We start from the raw sequence: 17666 nt of genomic DNA, 5'->3' as shown, positions 1-17666 counted from the left end.
TCCTTTCTATCTAATCCAAATAAGCATAGGTAATGCCATCGCCACCTCTGTCTGCATGTTCATCCTCTAAGCGAGACACATGATTGTATTTACGTAGATAATCTCTTATAAAACGACGTAGGATGCCGTCGCCTTTGCCGTGAATAATTTTAACACTCGGATAACCTATCATCACGGCTCTATCAAGCACAGTTTCAATCTTTCCTAAAGCCTCCTCAGTACGCATGCCGCGCACATCCACCTCAGGAAAGAAGTCTGACACTATATCTGCAGTCACAGAAGACAATTTCTTTTTAGCCTTAGACTTTTCTTTGCTTTTGAGCTTTGTAACACGGGTGGCTTTTACCACGGTACGCAGTTCTCCAAGAGCTATAATCAGGGAATTATTTTTAGTGATTTCAAGAATTTCTCCCTCCGAGCCTGTGTCTTCGATGCGCACCCAATCTCCTACTTCCAAAGAGCCATTGTTCACAACGGATTTTGCAGGCTGCTTCTGTTCTTTTTCCAGTGCTGCCTGGTGTTGTGCCAGCGCCTTGTCAACCTTTTTCCGTATCTCCTTGGTCTTTTCTTTTTCAGCTTGTACCGCTTTTATTTCTGAAATCGTATTTTCTATAAGTTTGTTAGCGTCTTTAAGGATAAACTTGGCCTCCTCCTTCGCTTTGCGGATGATTTCCCTCTTATTGGTTTCAATTTCCTCTTTGAGCTTTTCGTATTTGCTCTTTAAATCGATAAGTTCTTTTTCTCTTCTGCTGATAGCAGCCTTAGTATCCGCAATTTCTTTTTTGTCGCGCTCCAAATCCACAAGCAGCGTATCCACTTTCTTCTGTTGAACCCCAATCTTCTGTTTGGCGGCATCTAAAATATCCTTTGCCAGTCCTATCTTTTGCGCTATCTCGAAAGCATAGGAACTTCCAGGCTTTCCTATCTGCAAGATATAAAGAGGTTGCATCTTTTCGTTGTCAAACAACATAGATGCATTTTCCAAGCCTTGGGTGTGGCTGGCAAAAACTTTAAGATTCGAATAGTGGGTCGTGATGACACCCCTCACCTGCTTCTTATTGAGATGTTCGAGCACCGCTTCCGCTATGGGCCCACCAAACTGCGGATCCGTTCCTGTACCAAATTCGTCGATAAGCACTAAGGTACGTCCATTGGCAAAGGTCGTAAAATGCTTCATCTTGGATAAATGAGCCGAATAGGTGCTCAGATCGCTTTCTATAGACTGATCATCACCAATGTCGGCGAAAATCTGCTTGAAAACACCCACCTTCGATCGCTCATCGGCAGGGATGAGCAATCCCGACTGCACCATTAACTGCAATAATCCCACTGTCTTCATACAGACCGACTTACCTCCTGCATTAGGTCCCGAGACCAAAATTATACGGTTCGTACTATCTATTTGAATGTTCAACGGGACTACCGCATGAGACTTCTCTTTTATGCTGTTAAGATATAACAAAGGGTGACGAGCCTCAATAAGGCTGATGCTTGCTTCTTTGTCCAAGATAGGCATGTTGGCCTCCAAGTCTATGGCAAACAAAGCTTTAGCACGAACGAAGTCCACCTTGGTCAGCAATCCGTGGTATGATAATAACAAAGGAACGTACGGTCTTAGTTCGTTGGTGATTTCCGTGAGTATACGTACCACCTCCCGTCTTCTATCAAATTCCAAGTCCCTGATCTTATTATTAAGGTGGAAGACTTCTTCCGGCTCAATATAGGCGGTCTGTCCTGTGGCCGACTCATCATGTATAAGGCCTTTCAGTTTACGTTTGTTTTCGGCAAGGATAGGGATACAAAGTCTTCCCTCTCTGATGGTAAGTCCACCGTCAGCAGTCCAGCCGTTGGCTTGCGCTTGACGGAAAACCATATCCAGCCGTTTGCGCGCTTCCTGCTCTGACTTCAGAATTTCATGTGTAATAGCTTCCAACAGACGAGAAGCGTTATTGCGCACCTTTCCATTTTCATCCAACACCTTCTCTATCGAACGGACTATAGACTTTTCTATAGGAAGATGTTCGAAAAGCAGCTCCAGATGTGCATATTGTCCTTCGCGTTCATTAAAATAGCGGATAATATTAAACACAGTTCTTAGAGCCAGCAACATGCGATACAGCTCTTCTTCTAAAAGGAAGGCCCCTTCTAGCTTAACCTTTTCGGCTAAAGGCTTTATAGCGTATATATGATCAACAGGCAGCGGCTCATCATGCAAAAGCAGCTGCTTGAATTCATGGGTCTGTCGTAAAAAGCGATCTATCTGGTCGATCTTGGTCTGCGGTTGGATTTTATCAACCATATTACGCCCAGCCTCACTCAAACACTTCTCCTTGATCAGCTCTCTGATTTCGGAAAAACCTAACTTATCTATGGCGTTTTCAGGATATATCATAAAAGAAAAAGTCTTTATTGTTGTTGGACACGTTGAAGCCCCTTGCCTCCTATTTTTCTGGAGACGGGTTTCGTTGGTACCTGTTTCTCTGCCGGCTGCAGCACTTCTTGAGCCTCAGCTTCAGGTGTTCCTCCTTGTGGTGTTTGTGGTACTGAAGGTGCCGTCAGCTGCACAGTCGGTGTATTGCTTGCGGTATAGCCCAGCTGCAAATAACGTTTTATACTGTTCGGAACAAAAGATTCATAGAAGCTCTCTCCCAACTTTTGAATGTTGCGAAGATTCACCTTAGGTACGACAACGGTAGAATCATTTTTAACGGTGTCCACACTAAGTAGCGGATATAACTCTTTGCTGAATCTTCCCTTCAAACTATCCGGCAACTGATAGTTGATTATCCGGATAGGATTTATATTCATTTGCGAAACAAAATAATCTAAGCCGAAATTTAAGGAAAAACTGCTTCGAATAATCTATATAGTTCTGGATTTTATCATCGCCTTTATAATAGTACCGTAGGTTCTGCAAGTTAGAATAAAGACGTTGCATATAATTGATGCGGTTTATGCTATCCTGTACGAAAGCCGTTCGCACAGAATCCTCCACTCGGGCCACCCTTTCATATTGTGAGAGATTTTCCTGAACCTTTTTATATACTTTTTCCGTCAATTCCGGATTGCCGTAGTAGTAGTCTACGTTACGAATAAACAATGCAGAGTCTAATTTGAATCTTTCAAATACCTTTCCGTACAGTACAGGCATGACCTTACGGGCACTGTCTGTAGGTAGGCTGTTGAGATATCCATCTATCAAAGATACTTCGGTCAGAATCTCCGACATCTTCTTCTCAGAGACTACGCCTTCAGGTCTTTTCTTACCGCAAGAAATAATCAGAAAAAACGAAATAATTATGCTGTATAATAACCTTTGCATTGCTTAAATTTGTACAAATTTACGAAATGATACCTTTGTATCGGTACATCTTGTAAAATAATCATTTTATCTTCTAACAAATAAAAATCGAGAATGAGTATAGCAGCAAACATTGAGGAGTTTCAGAAAGAGTTGTCACCGCTAGGAGTAACATTGGTAGCTGTTTCAAAGACAAAATCCGTAGAAGAAATACAAGAAGCTTATGATGCCGGGCAGCGCATCTTTGGGGAGAATCTGGTACAAGAACTGGTAGAGAAGTACGAAAAGCTTCCTAAAGATATTCAATGGCATCTTATCGGTCACCTGCAGACCAACAAAGTGAAGTATATTGCTCCTTTCATCAACATGATTGAATCGGTAGACTCATTGAAATTGTTGAAAGAGATTAATAAGCATGCTTTGAAGCACGACAGGATAATCGATTGTTTGTTGCAAGTATATATCGCATCGGAAAGTACTAAATTCGGATTGGAGCATGTAGAGCTCATAGAGCTGTTAGAAAGTGAGGAGTTTGCATCCCTTAAAAATGTGCGTATCCGTGGCCTTATGGGTATCGCTACCAATACCGAGAATGAAAAAGAAATCAAAGAAGAATTTTATGAACTGAAAACCTTGTTCGACGGTATCAAAGTGAGCTACTTTAGAAATGAAGAGACGTTCGACACTTTATCTATGGGTATGTCTTCCGACTACAAGATAGCCATCGAACAAGGAAGTAACCTTGTACGCCTAGGCAGTGTCTTGTTTGGAAAACGCATCATAAAACATTATAAAGCACAATAACTAATTTTAAGAAATCGTAGATGCTCAAAGTTGCATACATCTTATTGACTATTTTTTTGACCTCTTGTAATTCTTTAAGTCAAAACAATTATAATGCTGAAAAAGAATATTTTACACCAAAGGACACAATGTCTTATGTTTACAAGAGTTTCAAAGATATAAGTCAGTATCTCGTTTCGAACGAAGATAAAACAAGACACGGCATATTTTGCAATTAGCTACCCAGAATTTGAGGACCCCGGTCTTAACGAAGCTGTACGTCCTTACATTCTGTTAGACGGCGACAGCTCCATACAACAGGCTTCCGAAAATTTTATCATGAGCTACAATGAATTTGTGGAGGAAAACAGTACCAAATATATTTTCTTTCCATGGTACAAGAATGTGGTTGCTACCGTATGGATTAACACTCCTTTAGTATTGACCTTATCCACCTTTGTCGATGAATATACTGGAGGGGCACACGGTTTACATTATAATATATTATCCAATATAGATGTTACCACAAAAAGAAAAATAGAGCTCAAGGATATTATTCAGAAAGAAAAGATGAAAGATTTTACGAAGAAAGCCGAAACTTTATTTCGTAAATTGGAAAATTTATCTCAAAATGAAAGTTTGGAAGATAAATTTTTTTTCGAAAATGGTATTTTTGCGCTCAACGATAATTTTGGATTGACCAAGTCCAATCTTGTCTTTTATTTTAATGAATATGAAATCAAGCCGTACGCTGAAGGGCCTACCACACTCGAAATCCCTTACGAAGAGATTGATGAGTTTTTGAGTCCCCAAGGAAAAACGTATGTGGCAAGCTTAAAAAATCTTTAGACATTCCTATTAGTAACTTAGTACATGCAGGTATTCAAATTTGGAGGTGCTTCTGTTAAGAATGCAGAAAATATAAAAAATGTAGCATCCATCATTGCGAAATATAAGACATCAGAACTATTGGTAGTGGTCTCTGCCATCAACAAAACCACAAATACACTGGAACAAGTCGTAAATGCCTATTATCATCAGACAGAAGATCCGCACCACTATTTGAATGAAATTAAGGCCGAACATTTTGCTATCCTAGACGATTTGTTTGAAGACAGCTCCCATCCTATCTACAATGAGATTTCTAACACCTTCGTAGAAGTAGAATGGATTTTAGAGGAAGAACCGCAGGATGCTTATGACTACCTGTATGACCAAATTGTCTCTTTAGGCGAGATTTTATCTTCTAAAGTCATCGCAGCCTATACGCAGCATATTGGTATGTCTACCAAGTGGGTAGATGCCCGTGACTACATACAGACGGACAACACCTTCAGAGAAGCAAAAGTAAACTGGAGCCTTACCGAAGACCGTATACGAAGAGACCTTCCTTCTATATTGGATGATTTTATAATCATCACACAAGGATTTATAGGATCTACTTCGGAAAACTTCACCACCACCTTAGGACGGGAAGGTTCAGACTATACGGCGGCAATCTTTGCATCGTGTCTAAATGCTGAAGACATCACCATTTGGAAAGATGTGCCGGGAGTGTTGAATGCTGACCCTAAATGGTTTGATCATACCGAACTTATTCCGGAACTGTCGTACACCGATGCTATAGAATTGACCTACTACGGTGCTACCGTAATTCACCCGAAGACAATAAAACCACTACAAAATAAAAAAATAACGCTGAATGTACGATCGTTTCTAACTCCCGAAAATCCAGGGACCGTGATTCGTACGACAAACCAGACGTTGCCTGTCCCTTCCTTTATCTTCAAGGTAGATCAGGTCTTTTTCAACATTCAGCCTCGCGACTTTTCCTTTATCGTGGAGGACAACCTGTCGCACATCTTCAGCCTGTTGCATCAGCATCGCATCAAAATTAATATGATGCACAACAGTGCCATCAGCTTTGCCATAAGTGTGGATAATACAGGAGATAATATAAAAGCCTTTTGTGGAGATTTGGAGAAAAGATATAAGGTAGAAGTACAAAAAGGATTGGAATTAATCACTATCCGTTATTATAATCAGCAAACTATTGATCGAGTATTAGTAAATAAGGAAATTATTCGCGAACTTAAGGATCAATATACTTGTCAAATTTTGGTTAAAGATTTGAATGAATAAGCATATTTTAGATAAGGAGGTTCAGGAATATATTCAGGCTAACAGAATGTTGGACCCCTTCACTATTGCTTTTCAGAAAAGTCCTTTTGAGCACGTGAGCTCTTCTGAGCTGGCCGCGCAAATCGATGGTTGGCAGCGTGCCTGCAAAAAACTGCCTACTTGGGCTTATTCTCCTAACATTTATTATCCTGACCGTATCAACCTTGAACAATGCTCGTCAGAGCATACCGCTTTGGTAAAACAGTCTCTGATCCGTAAGGGCAGCAAAGTTGTGGATGTTACGGGAGGCTTCAGCGTAGACAGCTGCTATATGGCGCAAGAAGCAGAAATCGTAGTACATTGCGAGCTCAACGAAAGTCTATCGCAAATCGTCAAGCATAACGCCGAACAGCTGGGGGTTCGCAACTTGGTGCCTCTCTTTATTGACGGTGTCAAGTTTGTCGAAGCGCAAGAAGATGACTCTCTGGATTACATTTACATAGATCCTTCACGTAGAGTAAACAATACAAGGGTATTTTTGCTGGAAGATTGCGAACCAAATATTGTAGCGCTTCAAGATATGTTTTTGCGTAAAGCGCGATATGTAATCAGCAAGATTTCCCCTCTTATGGATATCAATTTGGCTCTATTGAAGCTTAAACATGTCAAACTACTCTATGTCATCAGCCTTGATGGCGACTGTAAGGAGCTCTTATTTTTGCAGGATAGATATCATGAGGGAGAAACCAGAATAACGGCAATTACGTCTTTTTTCTGATCAGTTGCAAAAGGTAGACCTTCACACAGGAAGCAGAGAAAACCACGACTAATAAAGACCTCACACCCATTACAATATCTATACGATCCTGATGTTGCAGTGACCAAGGCGGGGGCATTCAAAAGTGTTGCTAAAGAGTTTAATTTGTTTAAGCTACATACACACACCCACCTTTATACGTCGGACAGTGTCGTGTCAGACTTTCCGGGAAGGATTTTTAAGATCGAAAATCTGTATTCCTTGTCAGAGTTTAAGAAGCTTTCTCCCTTTGCCAAAGCCAATGTTGCTACTAAAAACTTTCCGATGAAAGTTGAGGACATACGCAAACGCTTCAAAATCAAAGACGGAGGCGAAGACTATCTGTTTTTTGCGACGGACTATGCCGATAACCTCATCGTCATCCACGGCAAAAAACTTTCATAAAAGACACTCACTTTACATTCTTGTTGCCCATTCCTAGTATCTTTATGCTACTATGGGAAAATTGAAAATATCTGCACTGGAGTTAGCGACAATCTGTAAGGATAGCACTCCGGCCGAAGCTATACAGCGCGCCGTGGAAGGAGCTCAACATATAGAAAAGTTAGGGTTCGAGCGCATATGGCTTGCCGAACATCATAACATGCCTCACATAGCGAGTTCTGCAACCTCCGTACTTATCGGTCATATTGCAGGCAAAACCTCTACCATACGGGTAGGTTCTGGAGGTATCATGCTGCCCAACCATACCCCTCTGGTCATTGCGGAACAGTTTGGCACCTTGGAAAGCATCTATCCCGGCCGTATAGACTTGGGACTGGGGCGCGCTCCCGGAACGGATCAGCTTACTGCTATGGCCCTACGTCGAAACAACTTGAATACTTCGTTCTACTTTAAAGACGACATCCTTGAATTGCAGCAATATTTTGATGAGAGCAATGTCACAGCGAAGGTACGTGCTTTTCCAGGAGAAGGTCTAAACATACCTATGTATATTCTAGGTTCCAGCACGGACAGTGCCTATCTTGCTGCAGAGCTAGGACTTCCCTATGCTTTTGCCGCCCATTTTGCTCCAGCCATGCTTAAACAGGCTTCGGAAATCTACCACGAAAGATTCCAGCCGTCCAAATACTGTCAGAAACCTTACTTCATCGTCTGCGTAAATGTTATTGCCGCCGACACGGTGGAAGAAGCGGAATATCTATCGACCAGTCTTTTCAATATGTTTGCGGGTATCATCACCAATCTGCGTCGTCCTCTTTCACCTCCTACCGGTAAGCCTATTTATCATGCATTACCGAAATTGAAAATGCCGTTCAAAGTATGGTAAACTGTACCTTTATAGGAACAGAAAAGGAAATACGTGAGGGAATATTAGATTTTGCCAAGATGCATCAGGCTGATGAAATCATGACCACAAACTATATCTATGACAATAATAAACGGTTAAAGGCTTTTGATATCATCGCAAAAGCTTTAATACAAAAATAAAGATGAGGAGAAATCTACTTACCATTATAATCTTGATAGCGCTATTTTCGGCATGTAACAATCCGAAGACAGAATCAACTGCACAAGATTCTTCTAGCGTGAGAGTAATAGGAGACAAAGAACGCTGGAATCCAATGCTAGAGGTTGAAGACAGCACCATATTACTTTCTGGCACGTACAGATTTACACCGAAAGAACATCTTAAAAGCCTGTTGACGTCGCGAAACTGGAAAGAAATCTATAAACAGGATGACCATTATATGGTAGGTACAGCACAATATACGCTCTCAACTGTTGAGGAAGATCCCTGCTCCGGTCTACCGGCGCAGGAAATAGTCTCCCATCGTAATGCTTTGCTGATGTTTTCCATAGCAAATGTTACCGAAGGAAAACTAGACACGGTGGCCTTTTCCGAATCTATCATCTATCCCGGAAAGCCATGGACATTTACCTTTAACGGTAGCGCATATACATTGGAAGCGGAAGGTATAACCTTTTACAGTGAAGATGGCCGCAATCCTGAAGGACATTACACCTTAAAATTATTTGCAGCAGCCTATACTGAAGGAATTACACTCATTCATCAATCACAATACGATGACACCTGTACAGAAATAGTGATGATAGCGGATCTGGATAGAGATGGATTTCCGGATTTCATTCTGTCAAGTCCTCAGCATTACGAAATAGAACGGTATCTTATTATTCTATCTTCGGAAAACAAAATGTATGAAGGAAGAAGAAATTTCGACTGTTAAAAAAGGGCTACCCATAGTAGCCCTTTTTAATTATCTTATTTACCTAGTCGGGTCAGTATTCTTTCCATTTCATCTATCACCTTATTGATTTTTGCTATAGTAAGATCAAAAGGTTCCGATGTATTCATATCTACTCCAGCATCCTTTAATAGATCTACAGGATACTTTGTGCTGCCGGAAGATAGAAAGTTCAAATATTTTTCCAAATCACTTTTTGAGCCTTTGAGCACCTTTTCGGACAAAGCTGTTGAAGCAGTGAAAGAAGTAGCATATTGATAAACGTAGAAGTTATAGTAGAAATGCGGGATGTAAGACCATTCTGACTTCACATTATCGTCAACGATACACACATTTTTGTCATGTCCATAGTATTTGCGGGTAAGCTCAAGATACATTTTGTCGAAGTCCTCCCCCGTTAGGGCTTCACCTTTTGCTGCTTTATCATGAATCATCAGCTCAAATTCGGCAAACTGTGTCTGACGGAATAAAGTGCCTTTTGCACCTTCTAAATAGTTCCCTAATATTGCCAAGCGTGTTCTGTCGTCCTTAATCTGTTTCAGCATATAGTCGTTCAAGAGCTCCTCATTGAAGGTGGAAGCTACCTCCGCCACGAAAATGGAATAATTGGCATTGGCAAAGTGCTGCTTCTTGTTGGTCAGGTAGCTGTGCATGGTATGTCCTAGCTCGTGTGTAAGCGTAGATACATCATTGTACTTGCCGTTGTAATTCATCAGAATGTAAGGATGCACATCGTAAACCGAACCGTTAGAATAAGCACCAGATCGTTTACCTTCGTTTGGATACATGTCTATCCAACGTTCGTTGAAGGCTCTCTTGGCGACAGCAATATAATCTTCTCCCAGCGGCTTTAAAGATTTCAAGACATGCTCAATAGCTTCTTCCACTGTATATGACAAGTCTACTTGTTCGACCAGTGGAGCGTATAGATCATAATAATGCAGGGTATCTACGCCCAACATACGTCTACGAAGGTTCAGATATCGGTGGAAGGTAGCCAAGTTATCATTTACATTCTTCACAAGATTATGATATACGCCCGTAGGAATATTGTCGGCATCTAGGGCGCGTTCCAATGTGCTGTTGTAATTTCTAGCCTTGGTAGCAAACAATGCCGCATTGATGTTGCCCGACAGCTGAGCGCCAAAGGTGCGATGAAACTCGTGAAGCTTGCCAAAGTAAGTTTCAAAAACTTTTTTACGCACATTGCGATCTTTGCTTTCCCTGTATAATGCAAAGTTTGCTGGATTAAGACGAACAGTCTTACCGTCAATCTCTATTTCCGGATGTGGAAATTCGGCATTGAAGAAAGTGCTATATATGTTTGATGCGTTGCCCGACATCAGGGAAGAATAAGCCATCACCTTCTCTACCTCTTCTGATCCACGGTGTGCCCGCTTGCGCAACAGGTCTTTCAGATAAAATTGATACACCTCTAGCCCTTTCGCCTGCGACACAAACTGTGAAATCTTATTCTCATCCAAAGAGGCTAGTAATTCAGGCTCTATATAAGAAGTCAACGCACTGTACTGGGCAAAGACTTGTTGTAATTCCTGCTTCATACCCGCATATTTGGTAACGCGTGTGTCCTGATCGGACTTCATGGAAGCATAGCTAAACAGTCGCGTCATCTCTTTTGCCAGCGAAGTGTTGAGCTCCAGCGCTTCCAAAAGTGTCGCGGCGGACTGTGTAAGCTTTCCCTTATATTTACCCATCTGCTGCATGGCCTCCTGTATACGTTCCTTCTCCGCCTTCCACACATCATCTGTTTTGTAAATATCTTCCAAATTCCATTTGTATTTATCCGGAACCTCGTCTCTTACTTTCATCTGTGAAAATGCTACGGATGAAGACAATAACATAATAGCTGTAAATAAAGTTGATTTCATCTTCTCTATATTTCGTAATCTGTGCTGAATTTACAAAAAATTTATACGTTTAACGACATGTTACACATAAAAAAAGGCAGGGCAGCAATTCTTTATTTCTATTATTTTGGCATCCTAATTGAAAATTCTTCCTAAACAGCTTTTTATTATCTAAATTGATATGATAAACATCACCCTATGAATTTCGTTTTTGATAAGGACATTATTTTGGAAAACGATGCTGTACAGCTACGTCCCATCCTACTTACCGATTTTGAGTATTTAAAACCTTTAGCTATTGGCGATAAAAAGCTTTTAGAATACTCTCCCAAGCCTATATACACCGAACCTTTGCTTCTTAACTTTATCAAAGAGGCCATCCTCAACCGTGAGAATCAAACACGTTATACATTTATCGCCTATTGTAAGAAAACACAAGCTTATGCAGGCTGTACCAGCTTTATGAATATATCCAACCACGATGATAAGCTGGAAATCGGAGGTACTTGGTTTGGACGTACCTTTCATCGCAGTGGGGTGAACCGTAACTGCAAATATCTGATGCTAGAATATGCTTTCGAGAGGCTGCTGGCTGAACGCATCGAGTTCAAAACCGATGAAAGAAATATTGTATCACGAAAAGCCATAGAAGCTATTGGCGGCAAAATGGAGGGTATTTTTCGGTATCACATGCTGCTTTCGGATGGCCATCGCCGAAATACTGTATATTATAGCATTTTAAGAGAGGAATGGCCTGACTTAAAAGTTAAACTTCTGAAATAAAGAATATTAACAGAAATTAGTGCTTAAAACCTAAATTATTGTATTATGTCAACAACATCATCGCTGATTCAAGGCATAGATACTATCATCATACGGGTAAGTCATGCCGCCAATGCTAAAAAATGGTATACGGAAACATTGGGATTCAATGTCTTGTTTGAAGATGAAAGTATGGGACTTGTGGTCTTAGACACAGGCGGTCCTACAAGTCTGACGCTTTGGAAAACAGATCAGCCCATAAAGGGTGACTCCAAGACAAGTGCCTATCCTATCTTCAAAACAAAAGATGCAGAAGCTTTGCGTAATGAGTTGGAGAAAAAAGATGTTAAGGTTGATGCCATAGAGCAAGATGAATATGGAAAATTTTTCCATTTTTATGACCCTGACGGCAACATGCTCGAAGCGTGTCAATTATTACAATAGCCAAAAGAGAGTTACTCTCTTTTGGCTTTAATGTCGAATAAAAAATGATTACAATGATATGGAACGTCCAATAGGCTTAACCAAAGATGTAGGATGGCAGTTCGGCATACGAAGAACTATTCCTTCCAGCAAAGAAAAAGTTTGGGATTTTATGTTTTCTAATGTTGGAGAACAGATATGGATGCAACATGTAGAAAAAGAGTTTACGACTTTTAAACCTACTCTCACATTCGTACGAAATGGCGATTGCCGGGCTGGGACAATAATGCCACCATACAGCTTCGCATCATGGGTAATGAAAATAAAGCTACTATAGCCTTTCATGTTGAACGTCTATTAAGTCAAGAGCAGCGCGTGCAAACCAGTGAGTATCTGATCAAAAGTCATGGATAATCTTATCCTTAAACTGAAATAAAGAAAAATTTTATTAATGAATTTCAAAGACACATTCATCTTTATCCTCTTTGACATAAAATAATCAAATGTGTTTAATTCTCCTGCTGTTATCGCTACGACGACAAATAAGAACGCTCTGATAGAATGTGAAAAGAGCTGGTCACTAAAGAATCTAGAACCAACTCTTTCTAAAGATCATTTTTTATTAAAGAAGAAAAAGCTTATTTGCTCTTCATCAAATGGAGAGAGCAAAAAAGTTTACTTATTCTATCCACTTCAACTTTATGCGGATGGGTTGCTCTAACACTTCCCGGACGTAATTCATCTTCATAAGTTCCATATTGCGGAATATGAGGATTTCCTTTTTATCATCATTGAAGCAGATATGAGAGACATTGCTTTTACCCCATGAAAAAGGCCATTGAGTAGTAAACAAAGTACCGCTTCCTCGCTCTTGGAAAATATATTTATTGCCTTTTTTCTCTAGTTTTACCACTTCTTCAGGACTAAATAGCCATAACGTTTTATCCAATACTAATCCGGCTTTCACATTGCGGAAAGAGAAATCCTGAGGGAGGTTTTGTAATAAATCTTCTACCTTCCACTTTTTTAAAACATTTTTGTGGGTTTTATCTACCTGCAATATTTCTCCTTCTTTCGTCTTCACCAGCCAATATTTACCATTATCTATAAAAGCAATTTGCTTTTGAGGTAGATAGCTATATATGTCGGTCAATATTTCTTTACTACTTTTGATTGTAAAGCTATCGTTGCTTTCCTCGGTGATATAGACAAGATCACCAAACAGTAAATGTTGCTTCCCGCCTTCATACCAATTTGCATCCGGTGTTGGCCAGGTCCCCTTGAGAACAAACTTACCGTTGTCTTCCTCCCCATTCAGAATACCCACATAGTCAGCCTTGTCGTTGGCTTTCGGTTTGATGTTGCCTTGGATATGGTAATAAGCCACTACATTGTCATACTTTTCAAAACGTGCAGCTACAGACATGGCATGCCAATGGTTTGATACGACGAAAACCGTATCCTTCGGCTGGATGATTTGTTCACCCTTTTCATCACAAAGTATTCTACTGAAGATATAGTTCTGTACCGTCGTTTTCGCATTTTCCTCCTTGAATATTTTTCGTTTATCTACGCCGCGCTTGATAAGAGTTTCCGCCATGATAGAGGCCTCACAGATGGCGGAGTTATGTGCCCCACATCCTCCGCTGACGATAATTCTGTCGACAGGTCTATTTTTCTGGAATTCGTAAGCAATTTCTATTCTTTCCTTCAAGGTTGTCATGTCGGCAGATCCTAGCACAAGCATAACAGTCTTTGGCTGCTGGCCCAAAACACAACCGACAATTGATAAAATGGAGATTAATACACTTACTAAAACTTTCATAATCGTTCTTTGGATAAAAAAGGAGCTTAACCTCTCGGAAAGCTCCTTTCTAAAATATAGAATACTTTTTAATTATTTGTCTTTTTACTTTTACAATTTTACGGATAACATAGTTGTTCATATCTGCAATATAAATATTTCCTTCGTCATCCACTGTGACATCTGTAGGGTTATAAAATCTGGACTCTCCCTGTTTGCCGTTTACGAATCCGTAATCACTGAGGTTAGGAATACCCGCGATGGTAGACACCTGACCGTTCTTTAGCATACGCACACACTGATTTTTGCCGGCAGTACCTTCAAGCTCAGTAATATAGATAACCCCATTTTTATCGATTTCAATGCCCCAAGGGTTGTTGAAACGTGCTTTCAGGCTTCGCCATCCACATGTCCTCCCGAGCCAGCGGCACTTCCTCCGGATCCGGCTATAGTCACTGTCTCTCCTTGTTTTCACATTGGTTTTGCGGATGCGCTGGCCGTAACGGTCGGCGACATACAGAAATCCATCTTTACCCATACACACCGCTGTCGGGCGGTTGTTTGTCACATTAGGCCATACCCCATCACGTATACCGGGACTACCAAAGATTCCGCTCAGCGTAGCCACTCTACCATCTGGTGAGATCTTGCGCACACAGTGGTTGGCCGCATCCGCCACGTATACATTAAAGTCATCATCCACGGCAATACCTGTTACGGTATTAAACAAAGCTGTAGTACCTATACCATCCGTATAGCCGGAAGTGTTGCTTCCTGCTCCTCCTGCAAGGGTAGTCACCACGCCGTTGATTAGGTCTATCTTACGGATTCTATGGTTTCCGTTGTCGGCAACATAAATATTCCCCAACTTATCCACTGCTGTTTTGTAAGGGTTATAGAAGCTTGCCGTTTCAATGGGACCATCTACCCGACCCGAACTTCCTGTTCCAGCGATAAGGATTACCTGTCCTTCTTTGGTGATACGTTTTATACTGTGTGCACTACGGTCCGCTACGATAAGGTCTCCTGTCGTTGGGTCATACGACACCCCGTTAGGGAGCATGAACCGCGCTTGGTCCTTATCGCCCAACACATTGCCCTGCACCCCAGGCGTACCGGCATAGGTGGTGGTTATATAGTCGTATTCTATTTCGTTGCCATCTTTATCCAATTCGGTTTCTGACTTTCCATAAGTAAAAGAAGGACCGTTCGTTGTTCTGTTTTTCACGGTGATGGTTACTATACCAGTACTAGCTCCATACGGTACTTTTACCGTAAGTAGGCTGTCCGTGGCGGTAAGAACTTCCGCTCTTATACCTGCAAAACGAACAATATTTTCAGAAGGTATTGGCGAAAAACGCTTACCCTTCAAGGTTACTATAGTCTCTTCCATCCCTATATTAGGACTGATGGAGGTTATGTAGGGGCTTTGTGGCTCAGGGATACCACTGCTACTTTCTTTGGAGCAGGAAGCCGCAAAGAATAGTATTAAAGCGAAAAGCAAAAAAATCTTTTTCATATCGTCTAATAAATGATTAGTCTACGTTTTGATACACATTAAAATCATCTATGTTAAGCATACCGTTTTGTCCATTCGGATAGTCGTCATAGCCTAACTTGCGGATTCTGAAGCGCACCTTACCATGAATATTCACGTTGAAGTTCACTACCGCAGGGTTCTTGGTGTTTGTCTCCATGACGGTTTCACCTACCTTGGTCCAGGTAGCTCCCTCATCTTGAGAGTATTCAAGATCCCACGCTGAAGCTACCTTAGGATCTGTGGTGTATAGGCCGTAGATAGCATGTACCACTTCCACCTTAGAAGCTCCGTTAGGTAGGTCAAACTTCATTTCCAAGTATGCAGACTGATTGATTTTCTCACGAAGACGTATACATTGTACTCCATTCAACGGATTAAAACGATCATAGCGAGGCTCGTCGCCTATCACTGCTTGATAAAGACGCCAAGGGCCTGTGCTAAATTCCACGACATCATCTATCTCTGGCATGATGTACTGCGATTTAACGGAAGAAGATACCCCTTCGAATGTTTCAGGGAATCCAAAATAAGGAGCTCCTGTTTCGTTAAAAACGTCCTCGCTATTGCGGATTTTCAATAACATCTTAGCCCTATTATAATAATCAGCATCCGGATTGAAATATGTAGGAATGCCGACAAAATCAGCCACCAGAGGGATCGACTTATCCGCGAAGGAAGCTGTATTCATCGTATAGAGATATACCTGCTGGCACTTTCTGTAGCAAACTGAGCTTCTCCTTTATATGGTTGACCGTTGGTGATACCTTCAAAAGACATACCTGACAACTGCACCAACGTGCTTTCATAGGTATAGAAATTTGAATACAAAGAAATCAAGTCCACCTTACGAGGAGTCACGACATTATTCGAAGAAACTTTGGTGACACGGTCAAATTTGAAATCCTTCCCCGTAATTTTCAGCGCTCCGTTTTTGCGGGTCAACACCGTATTATCAATATTAATTTTTACGGAGTCACCTAGCTTGAAGTTCGTACTTTCATCATTAAAAGAAAATATCAAACCTGTTACCGTACCACGGAAGGTATTCTGTACGACAAGTTCATTTTTAGCAAAATTACCATTGTCAACATCGGAAATGACAATTCCTGCCAGCTCAAAAGCTCCTTCGAAATCTTCTTTCTTCAGAGGCACATCGTCTCCTATATGTAGGGCCTTAATATTCGCCATAGGCATGACAATACTAAGCACCCCTCCTGACTCGTATTCGTTTTTTCTACACGAAAACAACGTTACAAGCATCAATGCTAAAAGAAATATAATTTAAAAATCTGTTGTTCATCGTCTTAATTATTTGTTCCACCAAACTTTTGTTTTCATTATCATCTCCTCCCATCTGTTCTACGGCCTTTTGGTAGTTTTCACGGTTTAATGTCTGCACATTCACAGGATATTTCAGGCGCGTAGGCATTACGCCGTCATTATGTAATCCTTGACCTTTAGGCAAGGTTGGGAATCCTGTACGGCGATGCTCTATCCAGCTTTGGAAATCTGTGAAGAACAAGGCATAGTATTTTTGTAGGATGATACGTTCTAGTTTACGATCATCGTTGGTATAGGGATCCCAAGCTGCAGAAGTGGTAACGAAGTAGTTGGCCGGAACAGTTCCTCCCCCTAGTGGATATCCTGTAGGTCAGGTACCTTCTCCACGTTCACAATACTTGGAAGCATTAAAACAAGAGCCGCTCTTGGGTAACATCATGAACTATGGCGAACTAAAGCTTATCCTTGCTGAATGTGCGTTGAAAGGCTACATCGACGGTGATGTGGAGACCTTCTATAAGGATGGGGTGTCGGCAGGTATCACCCTGTGGGGAGGAACTGTTCCGGCCAACTACTTCGTTACCACTTCTGCAGCTTGGGATCCCTATACCAACGATGATCGTAAACTAGAACGTATCATCCTACAAAAATACTATGCCTTGTTCTTCACAGATTTCCAAAGCTGGATAGAGCATCGCCGTACAGGATTCCCAACCTTGCCTAAAGGTCAAGGATTACATAATGACGGCGTAATGCCTA

Annotated in this window: 20 protein-coding genes and 1 pseudogene; 12 read left to right on the top strand and 9 right to left on the bottom strand. The window is 41.2% G+C overall.

Annotation, left to right across the window (positions count from 1 at the left end; genetic code table 11):
• Positions 1–10 precede the first annotated feature (10 nt).
• Genes SD31_RS01235 through SD31_RS14615 form a run of 3 tightly spaced genes read right to left on the bottom strand, consistent with a single transcriptional unit; the run spans position 11 to position 3322 of the window.
• Positions 11–2392: an endonuclease MutS2 gene (locus SD31_RS01235; protein WP_039052811.1), complete on the bottom strand. Its 2382-nt coding sequence runs from the start codon at positions 2390–2392 to the stop codon at positions 11–13.
• Between the two features lie 14 nt (positions 2393–2406).
• Positions 2407–2760, bottom strand: coding sequence for a hypothetical protein (locus SD31_RS01230; RefSeq protein ID WP_156138135.1), 354 nt, complete (start codon positions 2758–2760; stop codon positions 2407–2409).
• Between the two features lies 1 nt (position 2761).
• Positions 2762–3322 (bottom strand): DUF4296 domain-containing protein, encoded by a 561-nt coding sequence (locus tag SD31_RS14615; RefSeq protein WP_052258516.1) that lies wholly within the window; start codon positions 3320–3322, stop codon positions 2762–2764.
• Positions 3323–3415: 93 nt separating this feature from the next.
• Between SD31_RS14615 and SD31_RS01220 the strand changes: the two genes are divergently transcribed.
• The 8 genes from SD31_RS01220 (at position 3416) to SD31_RS01195 (ending at position 9211) form a co-directional block, all read left to right on the top strand.
• On the top strand, positions 3416–4105 hold the full coding sequence (locus tag SD31_RS01220) for a YggS family pyridoxal phosphate-dependent enzyme (protein WP_039052809.1): 690 nt from the start codon (positions 3416–3418) through the stop codon (positions 4103–4105).
• A 168-nt stretch (positions 4106–4273) separates the two neighbouring features.
• Complete coding sequence (locus tag SD31_RS01215; protein ID WP_316929716.1) at positions 4274–4933, top strand: DUF3298 and DUF4163 domain-containing protein; 660 nt, start codon at positions 4274–4276, stop codon at positions 4931–4933.
• A gap of 24 nt (positions 4934–4957) precedes the next feature.
• Entirely contained in the window at positions 4958–6226 is a 1269-nt protein-coding gene (locus SD31_RS01210) for an aspartate kinase (RefSeq protein ID WP_039052807.1), read from the top strand.
• On the top strand, positions 6219–6983 hold the full coding sequence (locus SD31_RS17945) for a hypothetical protein (protein WP_231561026.1): 765 nt from the start codon (positions 6219–6221) through the stop codon (positions 6981–6983). The genes SD31_RS01210 and SD31_RS17945 overlap by 8 nt, the downstream gene beginning before the upstream one ends.
• A 51-nt stretch (positions 6984–7034) precedes the next feature.
• Positions 7035–7406: a THUMP-like domain-containing protein gene (locus SD31_RS17940; protein WP_410528221.1), complete on the top strand. Its 372-nt coding sequence runs from the start codon at positions 7035–7037 to the stop codon at positions 7404–7406.
• 52 nt (positions 7407–7458) lie between these two features.
• Entirely contained in the window at positions 7459–8292 is an 834-nt protein-coding gene (locus tag SD31_RS01200) for an LLM class flavin-dependent oxidoreductase (protein WP_231561024.1), read from the top strand.
• Positions 8286–8453: a hypothetical protein gene (locus tag SD31_RS17935; protein WP_231561023.1), complete on the top strand. Its 168-nt coding sequence runs from the start codon at positions 8286–8288 to the stop codon at positions 8451–8453. Before SD31_RS01200 ends, SD31_RS17935 begins: the two co-directional genes overlap by 7 nt.
• Positions 8454–8455: 2 nt before the next feature.
• Positions 8456–9211, top strand: coding sequence for a hypothetical protein (locus SD31_RS01195; RefSeq protein ID WP_039052806.1), 756 nt, complete (start codon positions 8456–8458; stop codon positions 9209–9211).
• A 35-nt stretch (positions 9212–9246) separates the two neighbouring features.
• Here the strand turns inward: SD31_RS01195 and pepF are convergent, their stop codons facing one another.
• The gene (gene pepF / locus SD31_RS01190; protein ID WP_039052838.1) at positions 9247–11058 is read right to left on the bottom strand and encodes an oligoendopeptidase F; all 1812 of its coding nucleotides are present in this window, start codon (positions 11056–11058) and stop codon (positions 9247–9249) included.
• A gap of 237 nt (positions 11059–11295) precedes the next feature.
• On the opposite strand from pepF, the gene SD31_RS01185 reads away from it, so the two are divergent.
• The 3 genes from SD31_RS01185 to SD31_RS16835 all read left to right on the top strand — a co-directional run bounded on the left by SD31_RS01185 (position 11296) and on the right by SD31_RS16835 (position 12696).
• Positions 11296–11880 carry a GNAT family N-acetyltransferase gene (locus tag SD31_RS01185; RefSeq protein ID WP_039052805.1) on the top strand — a complete coding sequence of 195 codons (585 nt, stop codon included), beginning with the start codon at positions 11296–11298 and terminating at the stop codon, positions 11878–11880.
• Positions 11881–11925: 45 nt separating this feature from the next.
• Positions 11926–12303, top strand: coding sequence for a VOC family protein (locus SD31_RS01180; protein ID WP_039052804.1), 378 nt, complete (start codon positions 11926–11928; stop codon positions 12301–12303).
• Between the two features lie 246 nt (positions 12304–12549).
• Positions 12550–12696, top strand: coding sequence for a hypothetical protein (locus SD31_RS16835; protein WP_197053462.1), 147 nt, complete (start codon positions 12550–12552; stop codon positions 12694–12696).
• A 265-nt stretch (positions 12697–12961) separates the two neighbouring features.
• Here the strand turns inward: SD31_RS16835 and SD31_RS01170 are convergent, their stop codons facing one another.
• The 5 genes and pseudogenes from SD31_RS01170 to SD31_RS01150 all read right to left on the bottom strand — a co-directional run.
• Positions 12962–14029 (bottom strand): YdcF family protein, encoded by a 1068-nt coding sequence (locus SD31_RS01170; protein ID WP_197053461.1) that lies wholly within the window; start codon positions 14027–14029, stop codon positions 12962–12964.
• 127 nt (positions 14030–14156) lie between these two features.
• Entirely contained in the window at positions 14157–15605 is a 1449-nt protein-coding gene (locus SD31_RS01165) for an IPT/TIG domain-containing protein (RefSeq protein ID WP_039052802.1), read from the bottom strand.
• Positions 15606–15621: 16 nt separating this feature from the next.
• Positions 15622–16314, bottom strand: a complete 693-nt coding sequence (locus SD31_RS01160) for a hypothetical protein (protein WP_039052801.1) — start codon at positions 16312–16314, stop codon at positions 15622–15624.
• Positions 16311–16886, bottom strand: coding sequence for a DUF5689 domain-containing protein (locus SD31_RS01155; RefSeq protein WP_039052800.1), 576 nt, complete (start codon positions 16884–16886; stop codon positions 16311–16313). Before SD31_RS01155 ends, SD31_RS01160 begins: the two co-directional genes overlap by 4 nt.
• Positions 16861–17190: pseudogene (locus SD31_RS01150) on the bottom strand (SusD/RagB family nutrient-binding outer membrane lipoprotein); the annotation flags it as partial. The pseudogene SD31_RS01150 and the gene SD31_RS01155, both read right to left, overlap by 26 nt.
• 46 nt (positions 17191–17236) lie before the next feature.
• Between SD31_RS01150 and SD31_RS01145 the strand changes: the two are divergent.
• Positions 17237–17666: SusD/RagB family nutrient-binding outer membrane lipoprotein (locus SD31_RS01145; RefSeq protein ID WP_156138133.1), on the top strand; the 430-nt coding region annotated here is incomplete at its 3' end.

It is taken from the genome of Sphingobacterium sp. T2, assembly GCF_000814685.1.
Classification (GTDB): Bacteria; Bacteroidota; Bacteroidia; order Sphingobacteriales; family Sphingobacteriaceae; genus Sphingobacterium; species Sphingobacterium thermophilum.
This window is presented reverse-complemented; position numbering and strand designations above follow the sequence as displayed.

Coding starts and splice junctions, on each gene's coding strand:
- SD31_RS01235 (WP_039052811.1), bottom strand. CDS start 2,392: ATGATATATCCTGAAAACGCCATAGATAAGTTAGGTTTTTCCGAAATC.
- SD31_RS14615 (WP_052258516.1), bottom strand. CDS start 3,322: ATGCAAAGGTTATTATACAGCATAATTATTTCGTTTTTTCTGATTATT.
- SD31_RS01220 (WP_039052809.1), top strand. CDS start 3,416: ATGAGTATAGCAGCAAACATTGAGGAGTTTCAGAAAGAGTTGTCACCG.
- SD31_RS01210 (WP_039052807.1), top strand. CDS start 4,958: ATGCAGGTATTCAAATTTGGAGGTGCTTCTGTTAAGAATGCAGAAAAT.
- SD31_RS17945 (WP_231561026.1), top strand. CDS start 6,219: ATGAATAAGCATATTTTAGATAAGGAGGTTCAGGAATATATTCAGGCT.
- SD31_RS01200 (WP_231561024.1), top strand. CDS start 7,459: ATGGGAAAATTGAAAATATCTGCACTGGAGTTAGCGACAATCTGTAAG.
- SD31_RS17935 (WP_231561023.1), top strand. CDS start 8,286: ATGGTAAACTGTACCTTTATAGGAACAGAAAAGGAAATACGTGAGGGA.
- SD31_RS01195 (WP_039052806.1), top strand. CDS start 8,456: ATGAGGAGAAATCTACTTACCATTATAATCTTGATAGCGCTATTTTCG.
- pepF (WP_039052838.1), bottom strand. CDS start 11,058: ATGAAAGTAAGAGACGAGGTTCCGGATAAATACAAATGGAATTTGGAA.
- SD31_RS01185 (WP_039052805.1), top strand. CDS start 11,296: ATGAATTTCGTTTTTGATAAGGACATTATTTTGGAAAACGATGCTGTA.
- SD31_RS01180 (WP_039052804.1), top strand. CDS start 11,926: ATGTCAACAACATCATCGCTGATTCAAGGCATAGATACTATCATCATA.
- SD31_RS01170 (WP_197053461.1), bottom strand. CDS start 14,029: ATGCTTGTGCTAGGATCTGCCGACATGACAACCTTGAAGGAAAGAATA.
- SD31_RS01165 (WP_039052802.1), bottom strand. CDS start 15,605: ATGAAAAAGATTTTTTTGCTTTTCGCTTTAATACTATTCTTTGCGGCT.
- SD31_RS01160 (WP_039052801.1), bottom strand. CDS start 16,314: ATGAATACAGCTTCCTTCGCGGATAAGTCGATCCCTCTGGTGGCTGAT.
- SD31_RS01155 (WP_039052800.1), bottom strand. CDS start 16,886: ATGCTTGTAACGTTGTTTTCGTGTAGAAAAAACGAATACGAGTCAGGA.